Genomic DNA, 17432 nt, shown 5'->3' with positions numbered 1-17432 from the left:
CCAGCCCAGAGGTAAGCGAAGGGGCGGAACAAGCAGATCCCGCGGGTCGGCCCAGCTAGCCGTTGCGTGCCGTGCTGCAGGAGCCAAGCAAGGCCAAGCCCACCCCCGCACAGGAAGGAGGATCCCCGAGCCATCAAGGATCCCAACCTGACAAGCCCTTGCCTTTAGCGCCTGGTGACCACCAGCTCCGTTAGTCCACGCGCCAGACATGTGTCGCAAAACCACGGCACCCGCCGTCGGTGACCGCAGCAAGCAGGTACTACGATGCCGATCTCATCGCAGCGCATACCTGGGGGGACCATGCGCCGTATTGCCTTGCTCATCGTCGCGGCTGCTGTGGTCGGCACCGCAGCCTGTGAACCTGTCGGAGTCAGTCCCGGCAGTGGCGCCACCGCCACAGGCCCGTCGCCGCTGTCGACCGATGAGCCGACGCCCACGCCTGCAACGTCGGCTGCCGCTGCCACCCCGGTCCCGACTGCCTCGCAGAGCAGCACATCCGGCTCTCCGGGCCCACCCTCGCCGGTCATGCCTCGTGACGAGGATTTCCTGGCTGCGGCGTTCAACCCGATCATCGGTCAGTCATGCACCACCTACGCCGACGAGGTGACGCTCAGCGATCCTGGATCGGCCGTACGGATGTGGGCCTTCTGCGGCATGGTCTCCAGCGGTGCCGCCGGGGAAAAGTACCTCTATAGCTTCCAGACAAGTCCCGAGCGGCCCGCCTTCCTCGGTAGCACGCAGTGCAACACCGCGTCCCCGGACGTGGGAGACACCTGGATGGGCGCCTCCATCCGCTACGCGTGCAAGCATCTCCCAGGGATCACCGAGTCCAGCCCGCAGGCCGGCGTCTTCATCGCAACACGGGTGACGCCTGAGGAACTCGACCAAGCCGAGGTCCTCAGAGTCGACGTCTACCGCACGGCGGTCGAGCAGCCGCTGGGCGAGCCCTGCCCGACGGCAGGCGCCACGCTGGCGACCTTCGACGCCGGCACGGCCGATCTGGCGATCACATGCCGGGACGTCATCGCCGGCAGATCCTTCTACCACCTGGAGATCACACCGACCTCCCACTACGGCTGGAGTGGGTCACCAGGCTACGTGCCCGACGGCAACGCCTGCAACGACATCGGGAACCGTTCATCCACAGGCGGCGGCGGATACCCCCTGCGGGTGACTTACTGTGCAGAGCTGGACCAGGCCACCGCCGCGGCCGTCGTACGGCGCGTCACCTGGACGGCTGAACCGCCTTCCCACGAGAAGGCATGCACTAAGGGCGACGCCGATATCGAAGAGATCCAAGATCATTATCGGTTCACCCTCGCCTGCAAATCTATGCATGGCCCGATGCTCAGGACAGTTGTCTACGCGACAAAGATGGAGTAGGAACGGCACCCCGCTCACGCGCGGCACCCATCAGAGGAGGAGGGATCGTGCGCGCCGTGACGCCAGGGGCTCGAGAACCGCAGCAGGCCCAGCACACCCAATCAACCGCTGGAATCCGCCGCCGTTCCTACAGTTCGAGGGTCCCTGGCGTGTCGTTGCCAGTGAGACCTCGACGCGGCCGGCGGTCCTTCTGCTCGCTGGGCCAGCGGGTGCCGCCGACCTGGAGTGACTTGTAGGTCTGAACGGGGCCGGCGAGCACGTGGGTAAGGAGATCGGCTTGGAGTGGCTCAAGGTCGATGAGCCGGGTGATTACCGTGAGTAGGTCGATGAGTTCCGTCGTCCAGTCAGGGTTCCAGGCCGTGGGATTGATGTCATCGAGCGGTGTGGCGCGGCGCCCTCCGGGCTCTTTTTTCCTGTAGTTGAACCAGGACTTGACGATCTCTTTCCCTCCTACGGCGTACTTGATGGCCTCCTGCGACACCGGGCCTACCTCGCCGGATCCGAGAATGACGGCACGGCGAGATTCGTTGTAGCCCAGTTCATCGGGCATGGTGGTGATGGCTTTCGTGGCCAGGGGCTGGCGTGGGTCGCCGTGCGGGAATCGTATGGTGCCGGCTGGATAGCCGCGGAACCTGTCAACCTTTTTGAGGCAGGTTGTTGCGGAAATTAGCCGGTCTCCGTCTCTGTCTCCTCGGTCTGGTCCCCGTCGTTCTGGGGTCGGTTGATCCAGGCGGGTTCGGGCATCGCTGGTGGGGTTGGCGGGCGGACGAACCGTTCGGGGTGCGCGGCGTAGGCGGCGTCGAGGACGCCGGCGCGGGCGCGGCGGACCGCGGGCGCCTGGCCGTGGTGGACGACGGCCGGGGTGAGCAGCCCGATCCCGGAATGACGGTGATCATTGTTGTAGTGGTCGAAGAACGTCCGGCACCAGGAACGGGCGGTCTGGATGCTGTCGAAGGAACCGGGGAAGTCGGGCCGGTACTTCAACGTTTTGAACTGGGCCTCACTGTAGGGATTGTCATTCGATACCCGGGGCCGGGAATGGGAACGGGTCACACCAAGATCGGCGAGGAGTAGCGCGACGGTCTTCGACGTCATCGAGGTGCCCCGGTCGGCGTGGATCGTCAGCCGGTTCCGATCGATCCGCTGTTTCTCGCACGACGCGGTGATGAGGTCCTCCGCGAGGGCGGCGGACTCGCGGTCAGCGACCATCCAGCCGACAACATAACGGCTGTACACGTCGAGGATCACATACAGGTAGAAGTAGGACCATTTCTTCGGGCCGCGTAGTTTCGTGATATCCCAACTCCATACCGTGTTCGGTTTGTCTGCGACGAGTTCGGGTTTGACGTGGGCGGGGTGCGTCGCCTGACGGCGCCGCTCACCGGTCTCGCCGCGTTCGGCCAGCAGCCGGTACATCGTGCGCTGCGACGCCAGGTAGACCCCTTCGTCGAGCAGCGTCGCCCAGACCTGTGCCGGGGCGGCGTCGACGAACCGCTCCGAGTGCAGCACCTCGATCAACTGCTCCCGCTCGGCCGGGGACAGGGCGGCGGGTTGGCGGCGCGCCCGGTGCGGGATCGGCGCCGGCCGCGGCGGAGCCGGGGATTTCCGGTGCCGGCGGTAATGCGTCGCCCGCGACCGGCCCAACGCCGCGCACGCCGCCGCCGTGCTCACCCCGACCTGACCGGTGAGGCAGGTGAGTCCGTCTTCGATTATCCGTTCCGCCTGGTCGGCGAGTTCGGGTCGTCCGTGGTCCCGGGCATGCCCTCGGAGAGTTTCTCCAAGAGCTCGGAGACTTTTCCCTGGACTTCTATCACGAAGCGGGCTTTCGCCAGCTCCTTTTCCAACCGTTCCTTCTCCACCCGAAGTTTCGTCAACTCCCGGTCCCGGTCATCGACCGCCGGCCGGCCCTTCGGCTTCGACATCCCCGCCAACGCCCCCGCGTCACGGGCCTTACGCCACTCCACCAGGTGCGCCGAATACAAGTTCTCCCGGCGCAGGATCGCGCCTTTCGCACCCGGCTCGGTCGCCGCCTCGTACTCGGTGAGGATCCTCAGCTTGTACGCCGGCGAGAACGACCGCCGCCGCGCCTTCGGCTCGACCTCCGGATCCGGCCGTGACGGGCCGTCGTCACGATCTCCCACCCGACCATCATCGACCAGGACCCGCCCCGTCGTCACCGACACCACCACGATCTTCTTCTCCCAACGCCGCCCTGGTCACAAGATGGTAGACAGTACCTGTCTCACCTCATGCTGACAGGTAGGGCCGGGACCGGTGGTGACGGCGCCGTAGGCATGGGGCCAGAGGAGCTGTTCACCGAGAGCGGTCGGGTGCCCAGGACCGAAGGCAGAGGGCACTGTTGCATCGGCGAAGTCCGCCATCACGGCCACCGATCAGTCATGATCGAAGGATGCGTCGACGTCGTGTCCGTCCACCGGCTCCGACGTCGGAGTTCGCCGGGTTCCGCTTCCCTCCTGAGGTGATCGTCCTGGCGGTCCGGTGGTACCTGCGGTTCGCCCTGTCGTACCGGGACGTCGAGGAGTTGCTCGCTGAACGCGGCCTCAAGGTTGATCACGTGACTGTGTACCGGTGGGTGCAGCGCTTCACGCCCTTGCTCGTCGACGCCGCACGGCCGTGTCGGCACCGTCCTGGGGACAGGTGGTTCATCGACGAGACCTACGTCAAGGTCACCGGCCGCTGGACCTACCTGTACCGGGCGGTTGACCAGCACGGGCAGGTCATCGACGTCATGGCCAGCACCCGCCGCGACCAGGCCGTGGCCCGAAAGTTCTTCACCGCGGCACTGACCCACGGCCGCCGGCCGGTCGAGATCACCACCGACAAGGCCCCTGTCTACCCTCGAGTCCTCGACGAGCTGCTACCCGAGGCCTGTCACGTCGATGCCGCGCGGGAGAACAACCGGATCGAAGCCGATCACAGCCGCCTGAAAGCCCGGCTCCGGCCGATGCGCGGACTGAAACGGCTGCGCTCGGTCCAGAGGATCAACGCAGGGCATGCGCTCGTCCAGAACATCCGCCGCGGTCACTACGAACTCGCCATCGACACCGACCCGCACCTGCGGCTGGCAGCCGCGTTCACCGAGCTCGCCGCCGCGATCTGATCAACTGTTCGGCAGGGTCAGCCATGCCCTGCCATCCCGTAACGCAACAGACCCAGCTTACTTGCTAACCGACAACTATGCCGAGGCCCTGGACACCGATCCACGACTCCGACTGACGACCGCGTTCGCCGAGCTTACCCTCACGATCTGATCACCGGCTCGGCAGGAACAGCCATGTCTAACCGCCCACAATGCAACAGACCCTCCGCACCTATATCGCCCAGCGCGACCGGTGGAACCACCACCACCCCCGGCAGGCGTGGCCATCTGATTTGTCAGCGGGTAATGCTCCACAGGGTGACGGTGTTATAGCCGCCGGCGGCAGCCAGGGTGTGCCCGTCGGGACTGAACGCCACAGAGGCCGAGTTGGTGGTGTCGGTCAGGGGTGCGCCCAGGCGGGTGGGATGACTCCGGTCGGCGAGGTCCCACAAGACGACCGTCTTGTCACCGCTGCCGGCGGCGAGGGTGTGCCCTGTGGGACTGAACGCCACTGAATATACGCCGTGGGTGGTGGCGGTCAGCGTGCCCAGCTGATGCGGCGCGGTCCGGTCGGCTAGGTCCCACAGGAGGACGGTCTCGTCAATGCCTGCAGCGGCGAGGGTGTGCCCGTCGGGACTGAACGCCACCGTATACACAGCACCACCAGTGGCGCCGGTCAGAGGTGCGCCCAGGCGGGTGGGATGACTCCGGTCGGCGAGGTCCCACAAGACGACCATGTTGTCGTCACCTCCTGTGGCGAGGGTGTGCCCGTCGGGACTGAACGCCACCGAGGCGATGGCGCCGCTGGTGGCGGTCAGCGTGCCCAGCTGACGCGGTGCGGCCCGGTCGGTAAGGTCCCACAAGGTGACGGTCTGGCCGGCGTCGGCGGCGAGGGTACGGCCGTCGGGACTGAACGCCACCGAATACACGCCGCTGGTGCCGGCTGCCAGGGCTGTGCCCAGCCGATGCGGCGCGGTCCGGTCGGTGAGGTCCCACAAGGTGACCGCCTTGTCGTCGCCGCCTGTGGCGAGGGTACGGCCGTCGGGACTGAACGCCACCGAGGCGATGCCGCCAAGGGTGCCGGTCAGCGTGCCCAGCTGATGCGGCGTGGCCCGGTCGGTGAGGTCCCACAGGGCGACTGCCTTGTCGCCGCCTGTGGCGAGGGTACGGTCGTCGGGACTGAATGCCACCGAGGCGACGGCACCGGCATTTCCAGCGTCCAGAAGGCCGAGCCTGTACGGAAGCGTGGCAGGAACGATGCTGTCTCGCTCTTGACCCCGCAAAGCTGACAGCCCGACAGCGGCAACGACTGCCACTACCATCACAGCGGCTCCCACCAGCCACCCGGCCCGCAAGGGACCAGGGGCCCGGGAATGGCGCACAGCCNCCGGCAAACTATTCTGATGATCTCCGGTGCCCGGGCCCCCTGGTAGTCGCTGGGAACGCTCGAGCAGGGCGACGGCTCGGCCGGGGAAGGTCTCCGGTTCGCCGTCGAGCGGGGTGAACGCCGGCGTGCGTCGCGACAGCACCGCGAGGACCTGCCCGGCAAACGACTCGGCGCGCACGATCAGTCTCCCATCCGCGGACCCGACCCGGCCGGGCCGGCTGACACCACGTCCGGCTCCAGCGATGCACGATCGGCGGGCGCGGGAACGGCGGACACCTCGAGGGGGATCGCGTGGCTCAGACGCTCGACCACCAGCGGAGCCGCTACCCCCACCGCCAGCGCGGCGAACGGTGTGGTGATCTGACCGGACGTCCCCGCCGCCGCGGCCAGACCCGCACCGATCGCCAGCCGCACCAGTTCGGCCACCAGATACGCCCGCGGGCCCGCTTCCCTCGATCTCCCCCGCTGCCACGGCCAGCGGCCATGCCGACGTACCGCCGCATAAAGATCAAGGCCTTCCACGGCGAACCCGCCGAAGAGGCCCCACAGCGCCAACAAAACCGCCGACATGACACAGAAAGTAGCCGATCAGACCGTGGTGGCAAAGAACATCCCCAGAAAGACATCCGATCGCCTACCCATCGCACCCACGGGCCTCAGGCCGACCGGGCCCCTCACAGCCGTCCAACCGGCGCGAAGAGCGATGCGGTGCGGCGGATCGGTTTGCGCGCTGGCAGGTGCTGCGGCTGATCGCCCAGCATCCCGCGGCCGGGCCGATCCCCGGTCGCCGTCGGCCACGACGTCACCGGACTGCACACCCTGCTCGGCGTCATCGGGCACAATACCGCTGGGCCAGCCCGGCCTGTCCATCGTCGGCGCCCAGCCAGCCGACGAGGGTTGGGTGGCGGTGAAGTCGCGGCGGATGTGGCTGGTGGGCGTGGCACCTGGCCGGGGATCGTCGTGCTGCGGTAGATCCTGAGCTGGCAGGCGCCTCGGCGTCGCCGGCGACCGCCCGAAACGGATGGCGGCCCGGCTCCCCCAGGCGGGAACCGGGCCGCATCAGAACATGATCATTGTGGCCGGGATGTGGGCGCGAACGGCGCGGTCAGGCGCGTACTTCCCCGACACGCTCTGACATTACACAGCGTGAAACATGCTGGTGAGGAACGCTATTCGACACTATCGGACAGCGGTTGACACACGGTCGGGCCGGCTTTTAACCGGCGAGTTCAGGGTTCGAGTCCCTGACGGCCCACCTAGTTACTGATCAGGCCTGTGACCTGCGCGGGTGTGGTTTGCGATCTATCGCTGTGAGGTCGGTGTCTCGGAGCGGTGCTGGTCAGGACGTCGGTGGCTGGTTCGAGCCCCGGGTAGACAACCGGGTTGCCGCCACCCGAACCGCTGTTTCCAGCCAGACGCCGGGCATGGGCGGGGCCGGCAGGGCGGCGTGTCGTAGGTGGGCGAGGACAGCGAGGACAGCGAGCACGCGGCGGTGGCCGTGGTCCACCTCGGCCAGCCCGATCTTGATCAGTAGGTGGCGTACGTATCCTTCGACGGTGCGTTCGCTGACGACGAGCCGTCGGGCGATGTCGGCGAGCCAGATGGCCTCGGTCGACAGGATGTACCGGCGGCCCGCGGCGGCCGGTACCTGAAGCGCCAGCCGGTGTGCGGTGGCGACGTCGCGGGCGTCGACGGGGGCAAAGTCGAGTGTCGCGATCTTCGGCACCCGGCTGGGCGAGGCACCCCCTGACGGATAGCGTAGGTACGTACCTACCAGGGAGGTGGTCGAGATGTCGATCGTCTCATCGTGGGAGTTCAACCGCGACGTGAGCGCGGTCAAGCGGGCCGCCGCCAATGGCCCTGTGATCATTACGGATCACGGTAGGCCATCGCACGTCCTGCTGTCGTTCGCCGACTATCAGCGGCTCACGGGCACCGCGGGCAGTCTGGGCGACGTATTCGTTCTGGACGAGGACATCGACTTCGAGCCTGTGCGTCCACGGGACTCGCTGCGCGAGGTCGACCTGTGAGTTTCCTGCTCGACACCAACGTCATCTCGGAACTCCGCAAACCGTCCACGCGCAGGGACGACCGATTCAACGCCTGGGCAGAAACCCTGTCGCCATCAGGCACCTTCCTCTCCGTCATCACCTTGCTCGAACTGCGCGCCGGCATCGAAACCAAGCGACGACACGACCCGCGGCAGACGGCCGTCCTCGACTCGTGGCTGGATCACAGCGTGCTACCCGCCTACACAGGTCGACTTCTCGGCGTCGACCAAGACTGATTGACAACGGTCCTGCGCCGGCTTCCACGGAGTGCCCGCGTGCCATCAGGGCCAGCACCGCTCGTTCCCGGTCTGTGAGCCTGCCCAGCGGGTCGCCGGGGGAGCTGATTGCCTCGCCTGCTCGACGGCCTCTCGCTGTGCAGACTGGGTTGGACACGGCGAGGCGACCCGCGCCGCGGGGCCTGAGGACGAGAGCACAGGAGCTCAGCGTGACGGCAGATCCGTTGGCGTCGGGGGCGATGCGGTTCGCCGCGGCTGACCTGGCGCAGCGCTTCGACCAGGACGTGCGGTGTGCGACCCGACGTTGCAGCGTGCGGGATACCGGTTGGGAGTCGGTGCTCGTCCGGGTCGCTCAGCGCTGTGATTCCTCGGGACGCGCGGACATGGGCGTCCTGCCCCATCCCCGGATCATGCTCGTGACCCGTGGAAGCGTGGCCGTGCAACGACGCGACGGAGTAGCGCGGCGATCCGCCCAGCTCGCGCCGGGGAAGGCGTGGATCGTCCCAGCCGGAGTACCGCTGAGTTATGAGTGGACGCAGGCGGGGAGCGGCATCCGCGAGCTCGTTGTCATGGTTCTCCCGGCAGCCGATCTCGCGCGTACCGCCGCCCTGCTGAGCCATCGACGGTCCTCGCCGGTCACCCTGACGGAGCCGGTGTTGACCGAGGACCGCGTCGTGCGCAGCGTCCTGACCGCGCTCACGCACGCGATGGCCGCGGGAGTCGACGAGCTGTACGCGCAGACCTCGGCGGCCTTCCTGCTCGCCCATGTGCTCAGCCACTACGGGACCGGATCGCCGGGGCCCGTCGGCGTCGGGAGGGAGGACGCCCGGGTCCGGACGGCGGTCGAGTTCATGCGGGACAACCTTCACCTGCCCCTGTCGCTCGCCGACCTGGCCGGCAGCGCCGGGCTGAGCCCGTATCACTTCCTGCGCGTCTTTCACGCCTCGACGGGACTGCCGCCACGCCGGTTTCTCACCCGCCTGCGGATCGACGTGGCGCGGCATCGTCTCGAGGACAGCGATCTGTCCGTCGCCGACATCGCGCGGCAGTGCGGGTTCAGCAGCGCCAGCCAGTTCTCGACCGCGTTCCGCCGCGAGACCGGTATGGCGCCTCGGGCGTTCCGCCGCAGCCGCGCGACGTAGGGGCTACGACCGGCCGCGATCGACTGCGAACTACCGCAATCGACTGCGACCGGCCGCGATGGACTGCGGCCGGCCGCGACCACACGTGACCGAGCCTGAGGCGCGAGCGCCGCAATAAGGAACATCTTTGTAGCAATCAAGCGCATGCGCGCCGGATGCGTGTACGCCTAGGCTCGAGGCGTGGTCACCATGAGGCTTAGCGCGTGGATGCCAGAAATCGCACCCGGTTGAGGGCTCCGTCCCGCGTGGCGCGCCGTGCCGGCCCCGGGCTGGAAGGCGCGATGGACGTTGCACCGACGATGCGAAGGAGAACGGCGTGAGCATGCTCTATCTCGCCCAGGCCCAGCAGCAACAGCAGCTCGAATGNCTCGACGGCGGAACTCTCACGATGGTGCTCGACGGCGCGGCGACCGACGGCCAGCTGATGATGGGCAGATTCGACGTCAGCGAGGGCGAGGCGCCGCCTTATCACACGCACACCCTCGAGGACGAGGTGTTCATGCTGATCAGCGGTACCGCGCTGGTCTGGTACGACGACCGCGAGTACGAGCTGTCCGAAGGCGGCGTGGTCTTCCTCCCCAAGGGTAAGCCGCACGCCTACCGGATCACGTCGAAGAAGGCCGACCTATTGATGATCAACACGCCGGCCGGCATTGAGGGCATGTTCCGCTACAGCGGCCGCGACAAGTCCACCCCGCGACCCGACGGCTTCCAGATTTCCCCCGAACGGATGGCCGAAGCGGCCGAGAAGTTCGGCAATATCGTCGTCGGACCGCCGCGATGAAGATCCTCGCGACCGGGGCAACCGGCACGTTCGCCGGGCTGGTCGTGCCCGCTCTCGTGCGCCACGGCATCGACGTACGCGCGGTCGTGCACGATCCGGGCAAGCGCGACATCCCGCTGGGGCACGGCGCGGGCGAGACCGTCACCGCGGACCTCGGTGACCCGGCCAGTCTGCGCGCCGCGTTCGACGGCGTCGACGGCGCNTTTCTGATCACCCCGGCCTTCGCGCCGGACGCGACGAAAATGGGACTCAACCTCGTTGAGGCGGCGCAGTCCGCCGGCATCCGTAAGATCGTCTACAACGGCGTCTACCACCCCTCCCTACCGTTGGAGAACCACGCCAGCACCCGGCCGATCGAGGCGGCCCTCTACGCCTCGACGCTGGACTTCACGATCCTGCAGCCCGCGATGTACATGCAGGGCCTCGACGGCGCCTACGAGCAGGCCCGCCGCACCGGCACGCTCGTCATGCCCTGGTCGAAGCACGCGAAGATGACCTACGTCGACTACCGCGACGTCGCCGAGGCCGCCGCGCTCGCGTTCGTCGACGATCGGCTCTCCTTCGGCACGTTCGAGCTCGCCGCACCCGGCACGGTGGACCGCGTGCGGCTCGCCGAGCTGATGACCGAGGCCGCCGGTCGCGCGGTGACCGCCGAGGACCTGCCCACCGGGTTCACGTTGCCGCCCGGGCAGCCCGCCGGTCTGGGCGCGATGTTCGCCGAGTACGACCGGCACGGCTTCCATGGCGGCAATGCACTCGTGCTCCGCACGATCCTGCGGCGCGAGCCGCGCACACTGGCCGCCTACATCGCGGAACTCGGCGCATCCGGGCCGGGCGCGTCATGACCTGCCGGGGGGCTCACCGCCCGCCGACCCCCCGCGCCGCCCACCGGATCTTCAAGCCCAGGGAAGGACATCGGACCGTTGACGCTTGAACTCGATCCGCAGATCGCCGAGGCGCTCGGCCCCCTCATGGCCGGGCTGGCCGATGTGGCACCGCCGCCGGTGGGCGATGTCGACGGCCGCCGCGTCGTCATGAACACGATGCTCGCCACCGTCGACCGGCTTCAGCCCACCGCCGACGACGTCCGCATCACCGATCACGAGCTGACCACCGCGGACGGAGCCAGGCTGCTCCTGCGCTGGTATCGAACCAGCGACACCGACACCAGCGACACCGACGACGTCGCGCCCGGCCCCGCGGTGCTGTACCTCCACGGCGGCGGCATGATCCTCGGCAGCGTGTCGATCAACGACGGCGCCGTCAGCCGCCTGGTGTCACGCAGCGGCGTGCCCTTCCTCGCCGTGGACTACCGTCTCGCCCCCGAGCACCCGTTCCCCACCCCGGTCGAGGACGTCTACGCCGGGCTGCAGTGGCTGCACGAGCACGCCACCGAGCTCGCCGTCGATCCGGCTCGCATCGCCGTCATGGGCGACAGCGCGGGCGGCGGCCTGGCGGCCGCGGTGTCGATCCTCGCCCGCGACCGCGGCGGACCGGCCATCGCGCGACAACTGCTGATCTTCCCGATGCTCGACGACCGCACCACGATTCCGGACCCGCACATCGTGCCCTACGCCGCCTGGACCTACGAGGACAACATCACCGGCTGGCAGGCGTTCCTCGGTGCGCGCGCCGGTGGCACCGAGGTACCGGCACTCGCGGCTCCCGCCCGGCTCGAGGACGCGACCGGGCTGCCACCGGCCTACCTCGAGGTCGGCCAGCTCGACATCTTCCGCGACGAGGATCTGGCCTACGCGCTGCTGCTCAGCCGCGGTGGTGTGCCCGTCGAACTGCACCTCACCCCAGGCGCCCCGCACGAGTACGACGCCATCGCCTACCAGAGCGACGCCGCGCGCCGCGCCATGGCCGACCGGATCAGGGTCATCCGCTCCCTGTGACCGCCCCACCGTCCAGCCAAGCCGGGGACCGCCGGCCGGCGGGTGCCTGGCCGGGGCTCGATGCCCGCAACCACTACGTAGGACATGATGTTCTACACTGGGCACGTGGACAGGGTCGGGGTGCGGGAACTCAATCAGAGCACCAGCCAGGTCATCGACCGGGTTCGGCGCGGAGAGACGATCGAGGTGACCGACCGCGGGCGTCCGGTTGCGCGGCTGGTCCCCATCGGCCGTGGCACAGCAGCGCTCGACCGCCTTGTGACGGAGGGCCGCGCGATACCGCCGGCGACGGAGGGGCCGGTGCCCATGCCGCCGCTTCTTGGCGACCCCGCCGTCAGTGCGACCAACGATCTGATCGCCATGCGGGACGAGGAACGCTGGTGATCTACCTGGATTCGGCGGCAGTAGTGAAACTTGTCGTGGCCGAACCTGAAAGCCCCGCGCTTGTTGACTGGCTCAACGTCCGCGACGCCCTACCACGTTTCACCTCCACCCTGGCGGAGGTGGAGGTGACGCGCGCGATCAGGCGAGCCGCCCCGGAAGCACTCGGACGCGTGCCGCGAGTACTGGACCGGATGTACCGCCTGGAAATCGATGCCCACGTGCGCGCCGTCGCGGCCGCCTTTGATGACCCGCTCCTACGGTCTCCCGACGCCATTCACCTCGCTACCGCCCTTCGGCTGTCCGACGAGAACGACACCCGGATGGAGGCGTTTGTCACCTACGACAAGCGCCTTCTCGAAGCGGCGCGCCGAGCCGATCTCCCGACCGCGGCGCCGGGGCCGCACTCCGCTGCGGGGAGCTGATCGACGGGGTCCTGTCCCAGCTGAACCGGTGGGAGTATCAGGCGAAGTAGTGGCCTTCCTTGAGGTCGGCGATCAGACCCGGACGGGTTGGCTGCCAGCCGAGTAGGTCGCGGGTGATCTGCGCGGAGGCGGGGCCGTCGAATCCCCAGAAGCCGCCGAGGAAGCCGACGTAATCCCCGATCTGGTCGGGGGTGACGGAGACCGCGGGAAGGTCGAGATGGGCGGCGAGGACCTCGGCGACCTCGCGGAGGGGGACGCCCTCGTCGCCGACCGCGTGCAGCGCCGAACCGGGCGGCGCCGCTTCGAGGGCGAGGCGGAACAGGCGCGCGGCGTCGTCGCGGTGGACGGCCGGCCAGCGGTTGGTTCCGTCGCCGACGTAGGCCGCGGCGCCCTTCTGACGCGCGAAGTCGATCGCGGTCGGGATGAACCCGTTGTCGCCGTCGCCGTGGGTGGCCGGTGGCAGCCGCACGACCGAGGAGCGGACCCCGCGGGCAGCGAGCGCGAGCGTGTAGTTGGCGTTGTCGATCCGCCCGTTCGCCCCGCTGATCGGGACCTCGCGATCGGCGTCCTGCGCGGCGCGCCCGTCGTTCTCGGTGGCGACGACTCCCGGCGGTAGGCCGAGCACGCCGAGGATGCCGGAGGCGATGACGAACGGCTTGTCGGTGCCGGCGAGGGCCTCACCGAAGGTCCCGATCGCCGCGCGGTCGGCGTCGGTGGCGCCGGCGAAGTCGCCGGCGAAGGCGATGTCGTGCTTGAACGCGAGGTGGATGACGCCGTCGGCGGCCGCGGCGGCGTCACGCAGGGTGTCAAGGTCGTCGAGCGATCCCGCGCGGACCGCGACCCCCGCCGCCCGCAGGGCGACGGCCGCGGCGTCGGAGCGGGCGAGCCCGGTGACCGTGTGACCGGCGGCGATCAGGTCGGGGACGAGCCCGCGACCGACCCAGCCCGACGCTCCAGTGACGAACACATGCATGGGAAACCTCCACGATGGGGGCGCGCACCGGGGTGGATGCGCGGCGAGCGACCCGGGATGCCCGTCTACCATTGATAGTACGACCGTACTAGAAATGACAGTATGCGGCCGTACCAGCAACGTCAAACCACGACGACCCGGGAGGCGGCGGCCATGGCGGGACGGCCGGTCAACCATCAGCGGCGGGCCGAGCTGCTCGACGCGGCGGTCGAGTACGCGGCCGAGTACGGGTTCTCCGAGCTGACGTGGCGGCCCGTCGCCGCCGCCCTCGGGGTGTCGCCCACGACGTTGGTGCATCACTTCGGCACCAAGGAGCAGATGCTCGAGGCCATCCTCGGACGCCTGCGGGAGCGCATCTTCGCGGCCACTCGCGACCTGGCCGGCGAGCAGCCCGACCTGGCCGCGGAGGCCCGCGCGTCCTGGACCCGGGCGTTCGACCCGCAACACGAAGCGGAGTTCAGGCTGTTCTTCGCGGTCTACGGGCGCGCACTACAGGCTCCGCAGCAGTTCGCGGCGTTCCTCGAGCACGTCGTCGCCTACTGGATGAGCGCCCTGGTCGACGCCCAGGGACCGGACACCGACCCGGCGACCGCGACGCGCACGGCCACCCTCGTGATCGCCACCATCCGCGGGCTGCTGCTCGACCTGCTCGCCACCGGTGATCGGGACCGGGTCCAGGACGCGGCCGAAACCTTCCTCGCCGCCCTCGAACGCCCCGCCACCCTCGAAGGCGGCACGCAGCCGTCGGTCGCGCGGCCCCGGTGAGCCGCACCGGCCCGCCTCACGTCAGGGGCGTGCCCGGAGCCCCTTGGGAAAGTCCTCGAGGCCGAGCACGCGCAGCAGCTCCAGCCGCTCGTGGGCCTCGGTATTCGCCGGGGTGNGCACCAGCAGCCGCTGACCCTGGTCGGGGGTGACCAGGGTCTCGCAGTCCATCAGCAGGCGGCCCACCCGCGAGTGGAGCATGGTCTTGCGGTCGGCCCGCCTCACCGCCACCTCATGCTCGGCCCAGAACCGGCGGAAGTCGGTACTCGCGGCCTGCAACCGCTCGACGAGTCCAGCGACCGTGGGGTCGCCGGACCGCCGGCCGGCGACCGCGCGCAGGTCGGCGACAATCTGACGAGCCCGGTGTTCTTGTTCCTCCACCGGGCAGGCGGCCCGAGCAGCGGGGTCGGTGAACCACCGATACGCGATGTAGCGCCGGTCGCCGGAGAAGCCGGTGTGATCGCCCTGCAGCAGGATGGCCGCCCGGTTCTGGGCGAGAACCTCCCCCAGGTCGGACAGCACCAGGGCCGGGGTGTCGCCGAGCAGATCAAGCATGCGCACCAGGCCGGCGCGAGCCAGGCGGGCCACGCCGTCGGCGGGCGGGGGTCGGTGGCCGGCCAGGTAGAACAGGTGGTCGCGTTCGTCGTCGGCGAGGCGCAACGCCCGGGCCAGCGCGCCGAGGAGTTGGGCCGAGGGCTGGCTGCTGCGGCCCTGCTCGAGGCGTACGACGTAGTCGACCGACATGCCGGCGAGCATGGCCACCTCCTCCCGGCGCAGGCCGGTGGTGCGGCGCCGGGGGCCGTCGGCGATCCCGACCTCGGCCGGTCGCATCGTCTCGCGGCGGCGGCGCAGGAAGTCGGCGAGCTCGGCACGCTGCATGGATTCATGCTCCCTCGGACCCGGCAGGCCGAGCCAGGGAGCCGCGCTCCCACGATGAACACTCCGCTGCTGCCCGTCCCGGCGCAGGCGCATGGTGGGTGGCGCCGGCGACGACGGGCGCCAGCGACAACGAGGAGAACGCGATGCAGACACGAACCCTGGGCAGCACCGGACCGGCCGTCTCCGCGCTGGGCCTGGGTGCGATGGGCATGTCGGGGGCTTACGGCGCGGCCGACCGCGCGGAGAGTATCGCCACCGTGCACGCCGCGCTGGAGGCCGGCGTCACGCTGATCGACACCGCCGATTTCTACGCCATGGGCCACAACGAGCTGCTGCTCGCCGAGGCGCTGCGCGGCCGGGACCGCGACAGCTACACGCTGAGCGTCAAGTTCGGCTCGCTGCGGGGACCGGGCTCCGAGTTCGGCGGGCATGACGGCCGTCCCGAGGCGGTGAAGAACTTCCTGGCCTACTCGCTGACCCGGCTGGGCACCGATCACCTCGACATCTACCGTCCCGCCCGGCTGGACCCCGGGGTACCGATCGAGGAGACGGTGGGCACGATCAAGGAGATGATCGACGCCGGTCATGTCCGACACATCGGGCTCTCGGAGGTCAACGCCGAGACGATACGACGGGCGCACGCCGTGCACCCGATCGCCGATCTGCAGATCGAGTACTCGCTGCTGTCCCGCGCGGTGGAGGCGGACATTCTGCCTACGCTGCGGGAACTGGGCATCGGCCTGACCGCGTACGGGGTCCTCGGGCGGGGCCTCATCTCCGGGCACTGGAGCGCCGGTCACGTCGCCGGCCCTGGCGATGTCCGCGGCCTCAGCCCGCGGTTCTCGAACGGGAACGTGGAACACAATCTCGCCCTGGTGGAGGCACTGCGCCGGGTCGCCGAGGCGAAGGGCTGCACCGTCGCCCAGCTCGCCATCGCCTGGGTGGCCGCGCAGGGCCGGGACATCGTGCCGCTGATCGGCGCCCGCACCCGCCAGCGACTGGCCGAGGCACTGCCCGCGACGGAGCTGAACCTCACCCTGGACGACTTCGCCGAGATCGAGAAGGCGGTGCCGGCGGGCGCGGCGCGCGGCGATCGGTATCCATCCGCGCACATGTCGAGCCTCGGCGTGGGGAACTGATTCCGACCCCGACCCCGATTCTCGGCCGCTGGCGTCGCTACCCTGCCCTGCACCCCTCAGGCCGTACGACGGTCACAGCAGGTGGCGGCCTCCGTCGACGTTGAGCGTCTGGCCGGTGACGAAGGCGGCGTCGTCGGAGGCGAGGAAGAAGACCGGGCCGGCCAGGTCCTCGGCGGTCTCGTCCCGCTGGAGCGCCCGCAACTGTCGCTGCTCCGCCAGCACCGACGCGGGAATCACGTCGGCCGCCGCCGGGGTGGCGGTGAGCCCCGGGGTGACCAGGTTGACCGTGATGCCGTACCCGCCGAGCTCGCGCGCCAGGGTCCGGGTCAGGCCCATGATGCCGCCCTTGGACGCGACGTAGGCCGACTGCAGGGGCGTACCGCTGAAGACCGAGCCGGACCCGATGTTCACGATGCGACCGCGGCCGCTCGCCTTCATGAGGGGGACGAACGCCCGCGTCATGAGGAAGGTGCCGGTGAGGTTGACCTCGAGCACCTGACGCCACAGCTCGACGGTCATCTCCTCGAAGGGAACCGAGGGGAAGATACCGGCGCAGTTGATCAGCACGTCGACGGTGTCGAAGCGTCGCCGCGTGGCCTCGGCCAGCTCGGCGACACTCTCCTCGCTGGAGATGTCCGCGACGACGGCGTGCAGCGACGGGTGCTGCCCGCCGGGCGCGCCCGAGTCCCACCGGGCGCGCCAGGTGGCGAGCGCCTCCGACGAGACGTCGGCGGCGACGACGGTGTCGCCCTGGGTCAGAAACCGGTCGACGATCTCGGAACCGATGCCGCCGGAGGCGCCGGTGACCACGACGGTGCGTGCTGCGCTCATAGCTCTGCTCCTCTCGAGCCGGATCGTGCCAATATCAGTTACATTATCAGGCACCTGACAC

General features: G+C 69.1%; 20 protein-coding genes, 1 tRNA gene and 2 pseudogenes. 14 read left to right on the top strand and 9 right to left on the bottom strand.

Annotated features, from left to right (window positions below; genetic code table 11):
• The first annotated feature begins 525 nt into the window (after window positions 1-525).
• Complete coding sequence (locus UK82_RS12600; protein WP_055407259.1) at window positions 526-1383, top strand: hypothetical protein; 858 nt, start codon at window positions 526-528, stop codon at window positions 1381-1383.
• 127 nt (window positions 1384-1510) lie between these two features.
• On the opposite strand, the gene UK82_RS12595 is transcribed toward UK82_RS12600, so the two are convergent.
• Window positions 1511-1933, bottom strand: coding sequence for a type ISP restriction/modification enzyme (locus UK82_RS12595; protein WP_152989872.1), 423 nt, complete (start codon window positions 1931-1933; stop codon window positions 1511-1513).
• Window positions 1934-2049: 116 nt separating this feature from the next.
• Window positions 2050-3524, bottom strand: a protein-coding gene (locus tag UK82_RS12590) for an IS3 family transposase (protein ID WP_396230538.1) whose coding sequence is annotated in 2 segments (ribosomal slippage) — window positions 2050-3093 and window positions 3096-3524 — 1473 coding nt in all. Because the reading frame shifts where the segments join, the coding sequence is not laid out codon by codon here.
• Window positions 3525-3793: 269 nt separating this feature from the next.
• Between UK82_RS12590 and UK82_RS12580 the strand changes: the two genes are divergently transcribed.
• Window positions 3794-4504 carry an IS6 family transposase gene (locus UK82_RS12580; RefSeq protein WP_055407253.1) on the top strand — a complete coding sequence of 237 codons (711 nt, stop codon included), beginning with the start codon at window positions 3794-3796 and terminating at the stop codon, window positions 4502-4504.
• A gap of 275 nt (window positions 4505-4779) precedes the next feature.
• Here the strand turns inward: UK82_RS12580 and UK82_RS12575 are convergent, their stop codons facing one another.
• Together UK82_RS12575 and UK82_RS31330 are read right to left on the bottom strand one after the other, a co-directional pair.
• Window positions 4780-5805, bottom strand: coding sequence for a WD40 repeat domain-containing protein (locus UK82_RS12575; protein WP_255354291.1), 1026 nt, complete (start codon window positions 5803-5805; stop codon window positions 4780-4782).
• A gap of 245 nt (window positions 5806-6050) precedes the next feature.
• Window positions 6051-6425, bottom strand: coding sequence for a hypothetical protein (locus UK82_RS31330; RefSeq protein WP_152989870.1), 375 nt, complete (start codon window positions 6423-6425; stop codon window positions 6051-6053).
• Window positions 6426-7054: 629 nt separating this feature from the next.
• Between UK82_RS31330 and UK82_RS32710 the strand changes: the two genes are divergently transcribed.
• Window positions 7055-7125, top strand: a tRNA-Lys gene (locus UK82_RS32710).
• Window positions 7126-7209: 84 nt separating this feature from the next.
• On the opposite strand, the gene UK82_RS34340 is transcribed toward UK82_RS32710, so the two are convergent.
• Window positions 7210-7596 (bottom strand): hypothetical protein, encoded by a 387-nt coding sequence (locus tag UK82_RS34340; RefSeq protein WP_055407247.1) that lies wholly within the window; start codon window positions 7594-7596, stop codon window positions 7210-7212.
• A 64-nt stretch (window positions 7597-7660) separates the two neighbouring features.
• Between UK82_RS34340 and UK82_RS12560 the strand changes: the two genes are divergently transcribed.
• The 9 genes and pseudogenes from UK82_RS12560 (at window position 7661) to UK82_RS12525 (ending at window position 12787) form a co-directional block, all read left to right on the top strand.
• On the top strand, window positions 7661-7900 hold the full coding sequence (locus tag UK82_RS12560; RefSeq protein ID WP_044888598.1) for a type II toxin-antitoxin system Phd/YefM family antitoxin: 240 nt from the start codon (window positions 7661-7663) through the stop codon (window positions 7898-7900).
• Window positions 7897-8157 carry a PIN domain-containing protein gene (locus tag UK82_RS12555; protein ID WP_199865554.1) on the top strand — a complete coding sequence of 87 codons (261 nt, stop codon included), beginning with the start codon at window positions 7897-7899 and terminating at the stop codon, window positions 8155-8157. The genes UK82_RS12560 and UK82_RS12555 overlap by 4 nt, the downstream gene beginning before the upstream one ends.
• Window positions 8158-8366: 209 nt before the next feature.
• Window positions 8367-9299, top strand: a complete 933-nt coding sequence (locus UK82_RS12550) for an AraC family transcriptional regulator (RefSeq protein ID WP_152989869.1) — start codon at window positions 8367-8369, stop codon at window positions 9297-9299.
• Window positions 9300-9666: 367 nt separating this feature from the next.
• A partial coding sequence (locus UK82_RS12545; RefSeq protein ID WP_236705864.1) for a cupin domain-containing protein occupies window positions 9667-10083 on the top strand: 417 nt, incomplete at its 5' end.
• Window positions 10080-10285: pseudogene (locus tag UK82_RS42625) on the top strand (SDR family oxidoreductase); the annotation flags it as partial. The gene UK82_RS12545 and the pseudogene UK82_RS42625, both read left to right, overlap by 4 nt.
• A gap of 1 nt (window position 10286) precedes the next feature.
• Window positions 10287-10928: NmrA family NAD(P)-binding protein (locus UK82_RS12540; protein ID WP_236705863.1), on the top strand; the 642-nt coding region annotated here is incomplete at its 5' end.
• A gap of 78 nt (window positions 10929-11006) precedes the next feature.
• A complete protein-coding gene (locus UK82_RS12535; protein WP_044888588.1) occupies window positions 11007-11981 on the top strand; it encodes an alpha/beta hydrolase in 975 nt (324 codons plus the stop codon).
• Window positions 11982-12065: 84 nt separating this feature from the next.
• Entirely contained in the window at window positions 12066-12365 is a 300-nt protein-coding gene (locus tag UK82_RS12530; RefSeq protein ID WP_201784180.1) for a type II toxin-antitoxin system Phd/YefM family antitoxin, read from the top strand.
• Window positions 12362-12787, top strand: coding sequence for a type II toxin-antitoxin system VapC family toxin (locus UK82_RS12525; protein ID WP_044888587.1), 426 nt, complete (start codon window positions 12362-12364; stop codon window positions 12785-12787). The genes UK82_RS12530 and UK82_RS12525 overlap by 4 nt, the downstream gene beginning before the upstream one ends.
• Window positions 12788-12824: 37 nt before the next feature.
• On the opposite strand, the gene UK82_RS12520 is transcribed toward UK82_RS12525, so the two are convergent.
• Entirely contained in the window at window positions 12825-13760 is a 936-nt protein-coding gene (locus UK82_RS12520; RefSeq protein WP_055407239.1) for an SDR family oxidoreductase, read from the bottom strand.
• Window positions 13761-13913: 153 nt separating this feature from the next.
• On the opposite strand from UK82_RS12520, the gene UK82_RS12515 reads away from it, so the two are divergent.
• Window positions 13914-14525, top strand: coding sequence for a TetR/AcrR family transcriptional regulator (locus UK82_RS12515; RefSeq protein ID WP_044888585.1), 612 nt, complete (start codon window positions 13914-13916; stop codon window positions 14523-14525).
• 21 nt (window positions 14526-14546) lie between these two features.
• Here UK82_RS12515 and UK82_RS37515 read toward each other — a convergent pair.
• Both UK82_RS37515 and UK82_RS12510 read right to left on the bottom strand, forming a co-directional pair.
• Window positions 14547-14640: pseudogene (locus UK82_RS37515) on the bottom strand (transcriptional regulator); the annotation flags it as partial.
• A 1-nt stretch (window position 14641) separates the two neighbouring features.
• A partial coding sequence (locus UK82_RS12510) for a helix-turn-helix transcriptional regulator (RefSeq protein ID WP_236705862.1) occupies window positions 14642-15401 on the bottom strand: 760 nt, incomplete at its 3' end.
• A 143-nt stretch (window positions 15402-15544) separates the two neighbouring features.
• Here UK82_RS12510 and UK82_RS12505 point away from each other — a divergent pair.
• Window positions 15545-16540 carry an aldo/keto reductase gene (locus tag UK82_RS12505; protein WP_044888594.1) on the top strand — a complete coding sequence of 332 codons (996 nt, stop codon included), beginning with the start codon at window positions 15545-15547 and terminating at the stop codon, window positions 16538-16540.
• Window positions 16541-16612: 72 nt separating this feature from the next.
• Here UK82_RS12505 and UK82_RS12500 read toward each other — a convergent pair whose 3' ends face one another.
• Entirely contained in the window at window positions 16613-17371 is a 759-nt protein-coding gene (locus UK82_RS12500; RefSeq protein ID WP_044888583.1) for an SDR family NAD(P)-dependent oxidoreductase, read from the bottom strand.
• Window positions 17372-17432 lie beyond the last annotated feature (61 nt).

It is taken from the genome of Frankia sp. ACN1ag (genome assembly GCF_001414035.1).
Lineage (GTDB): Bacteria > Actinomycetota > Actinomycetes > Frankiales > Frankiaceae > Frankia > Frankia torreyi.
This window is presented reverse-complemented; position numbering and strand designations above follow the sequence as displayed.

Coding starts and splice junctions, on each gene's coding strand:
- UK82_RS12600 (WP_055407259.1), top strand. CDS start 526: ATGCCTCGTGACGAGGATTTCCTGGCTGCGGCGTTCAACCCGATCATC.
- UK82_RS12595 (WP_152989872.1), bottom strand. CDS start 1,933: ATGCCCGATGAACTGGGCTACAACGAATCTCGCCGTGCCGTCATTCTC.
- UK82_RS12580 (WP_055407253.1), top strand. CDS start 3,794: ATGCGTCGACGTCGTGTCCGTCCACCGGCTCCGACGTCGGAGTTCGCC.
- UK82_RS12575 (WP_255354291.1), bottom strand. CDS start 5,805: ATGGTAGTGGCAGTCGTTGCCGCTGTCGGGCTGTCAGCTTTGCGGGGT.
- UK82_RS12560 (WP_044888598.1), top strand. CDS start 7,661: ATGTCGATCGTCTCATCGTGGGAGTTCAACCGCGACGTGAGCGCGGTC.
- UK82_RS12530 (WP_201784180.1), top strand. CDS start 12,066: ATGATGTTCTACACTGGGCACGTGGACAGGGTCGGGGTGCGGGAACTC.
- UK82_RS12520 (WP_055407239.1), bottom strand. CDS start 13,760: ATGCATGTGTTCGTCACTGGAGCGTCGGGCTGGGTCGGTCGCGGGCTC.
- UK82_RS12515 (WP_044888585.1), top strand. CDS start 13,914: ATGGCGGGACGGCCGGTCAACCATCAGCGGCGGGCCGAGCTGCTCGAC.
- UK82_RS12505 (WP_044888594.1), top strand. CDS start 15,545: ATGCAGACACGAACCCTGGGCAGCACCGGACCGGCCGTCTCCGCGCTG.
- UK82_RS12500 (WP_044888583.1), bottom strand. CDS start 17,371: ATGAGCGCAGCACGCACCGTCGTGGTCACCGGCGCCTCCGGCGGCATC.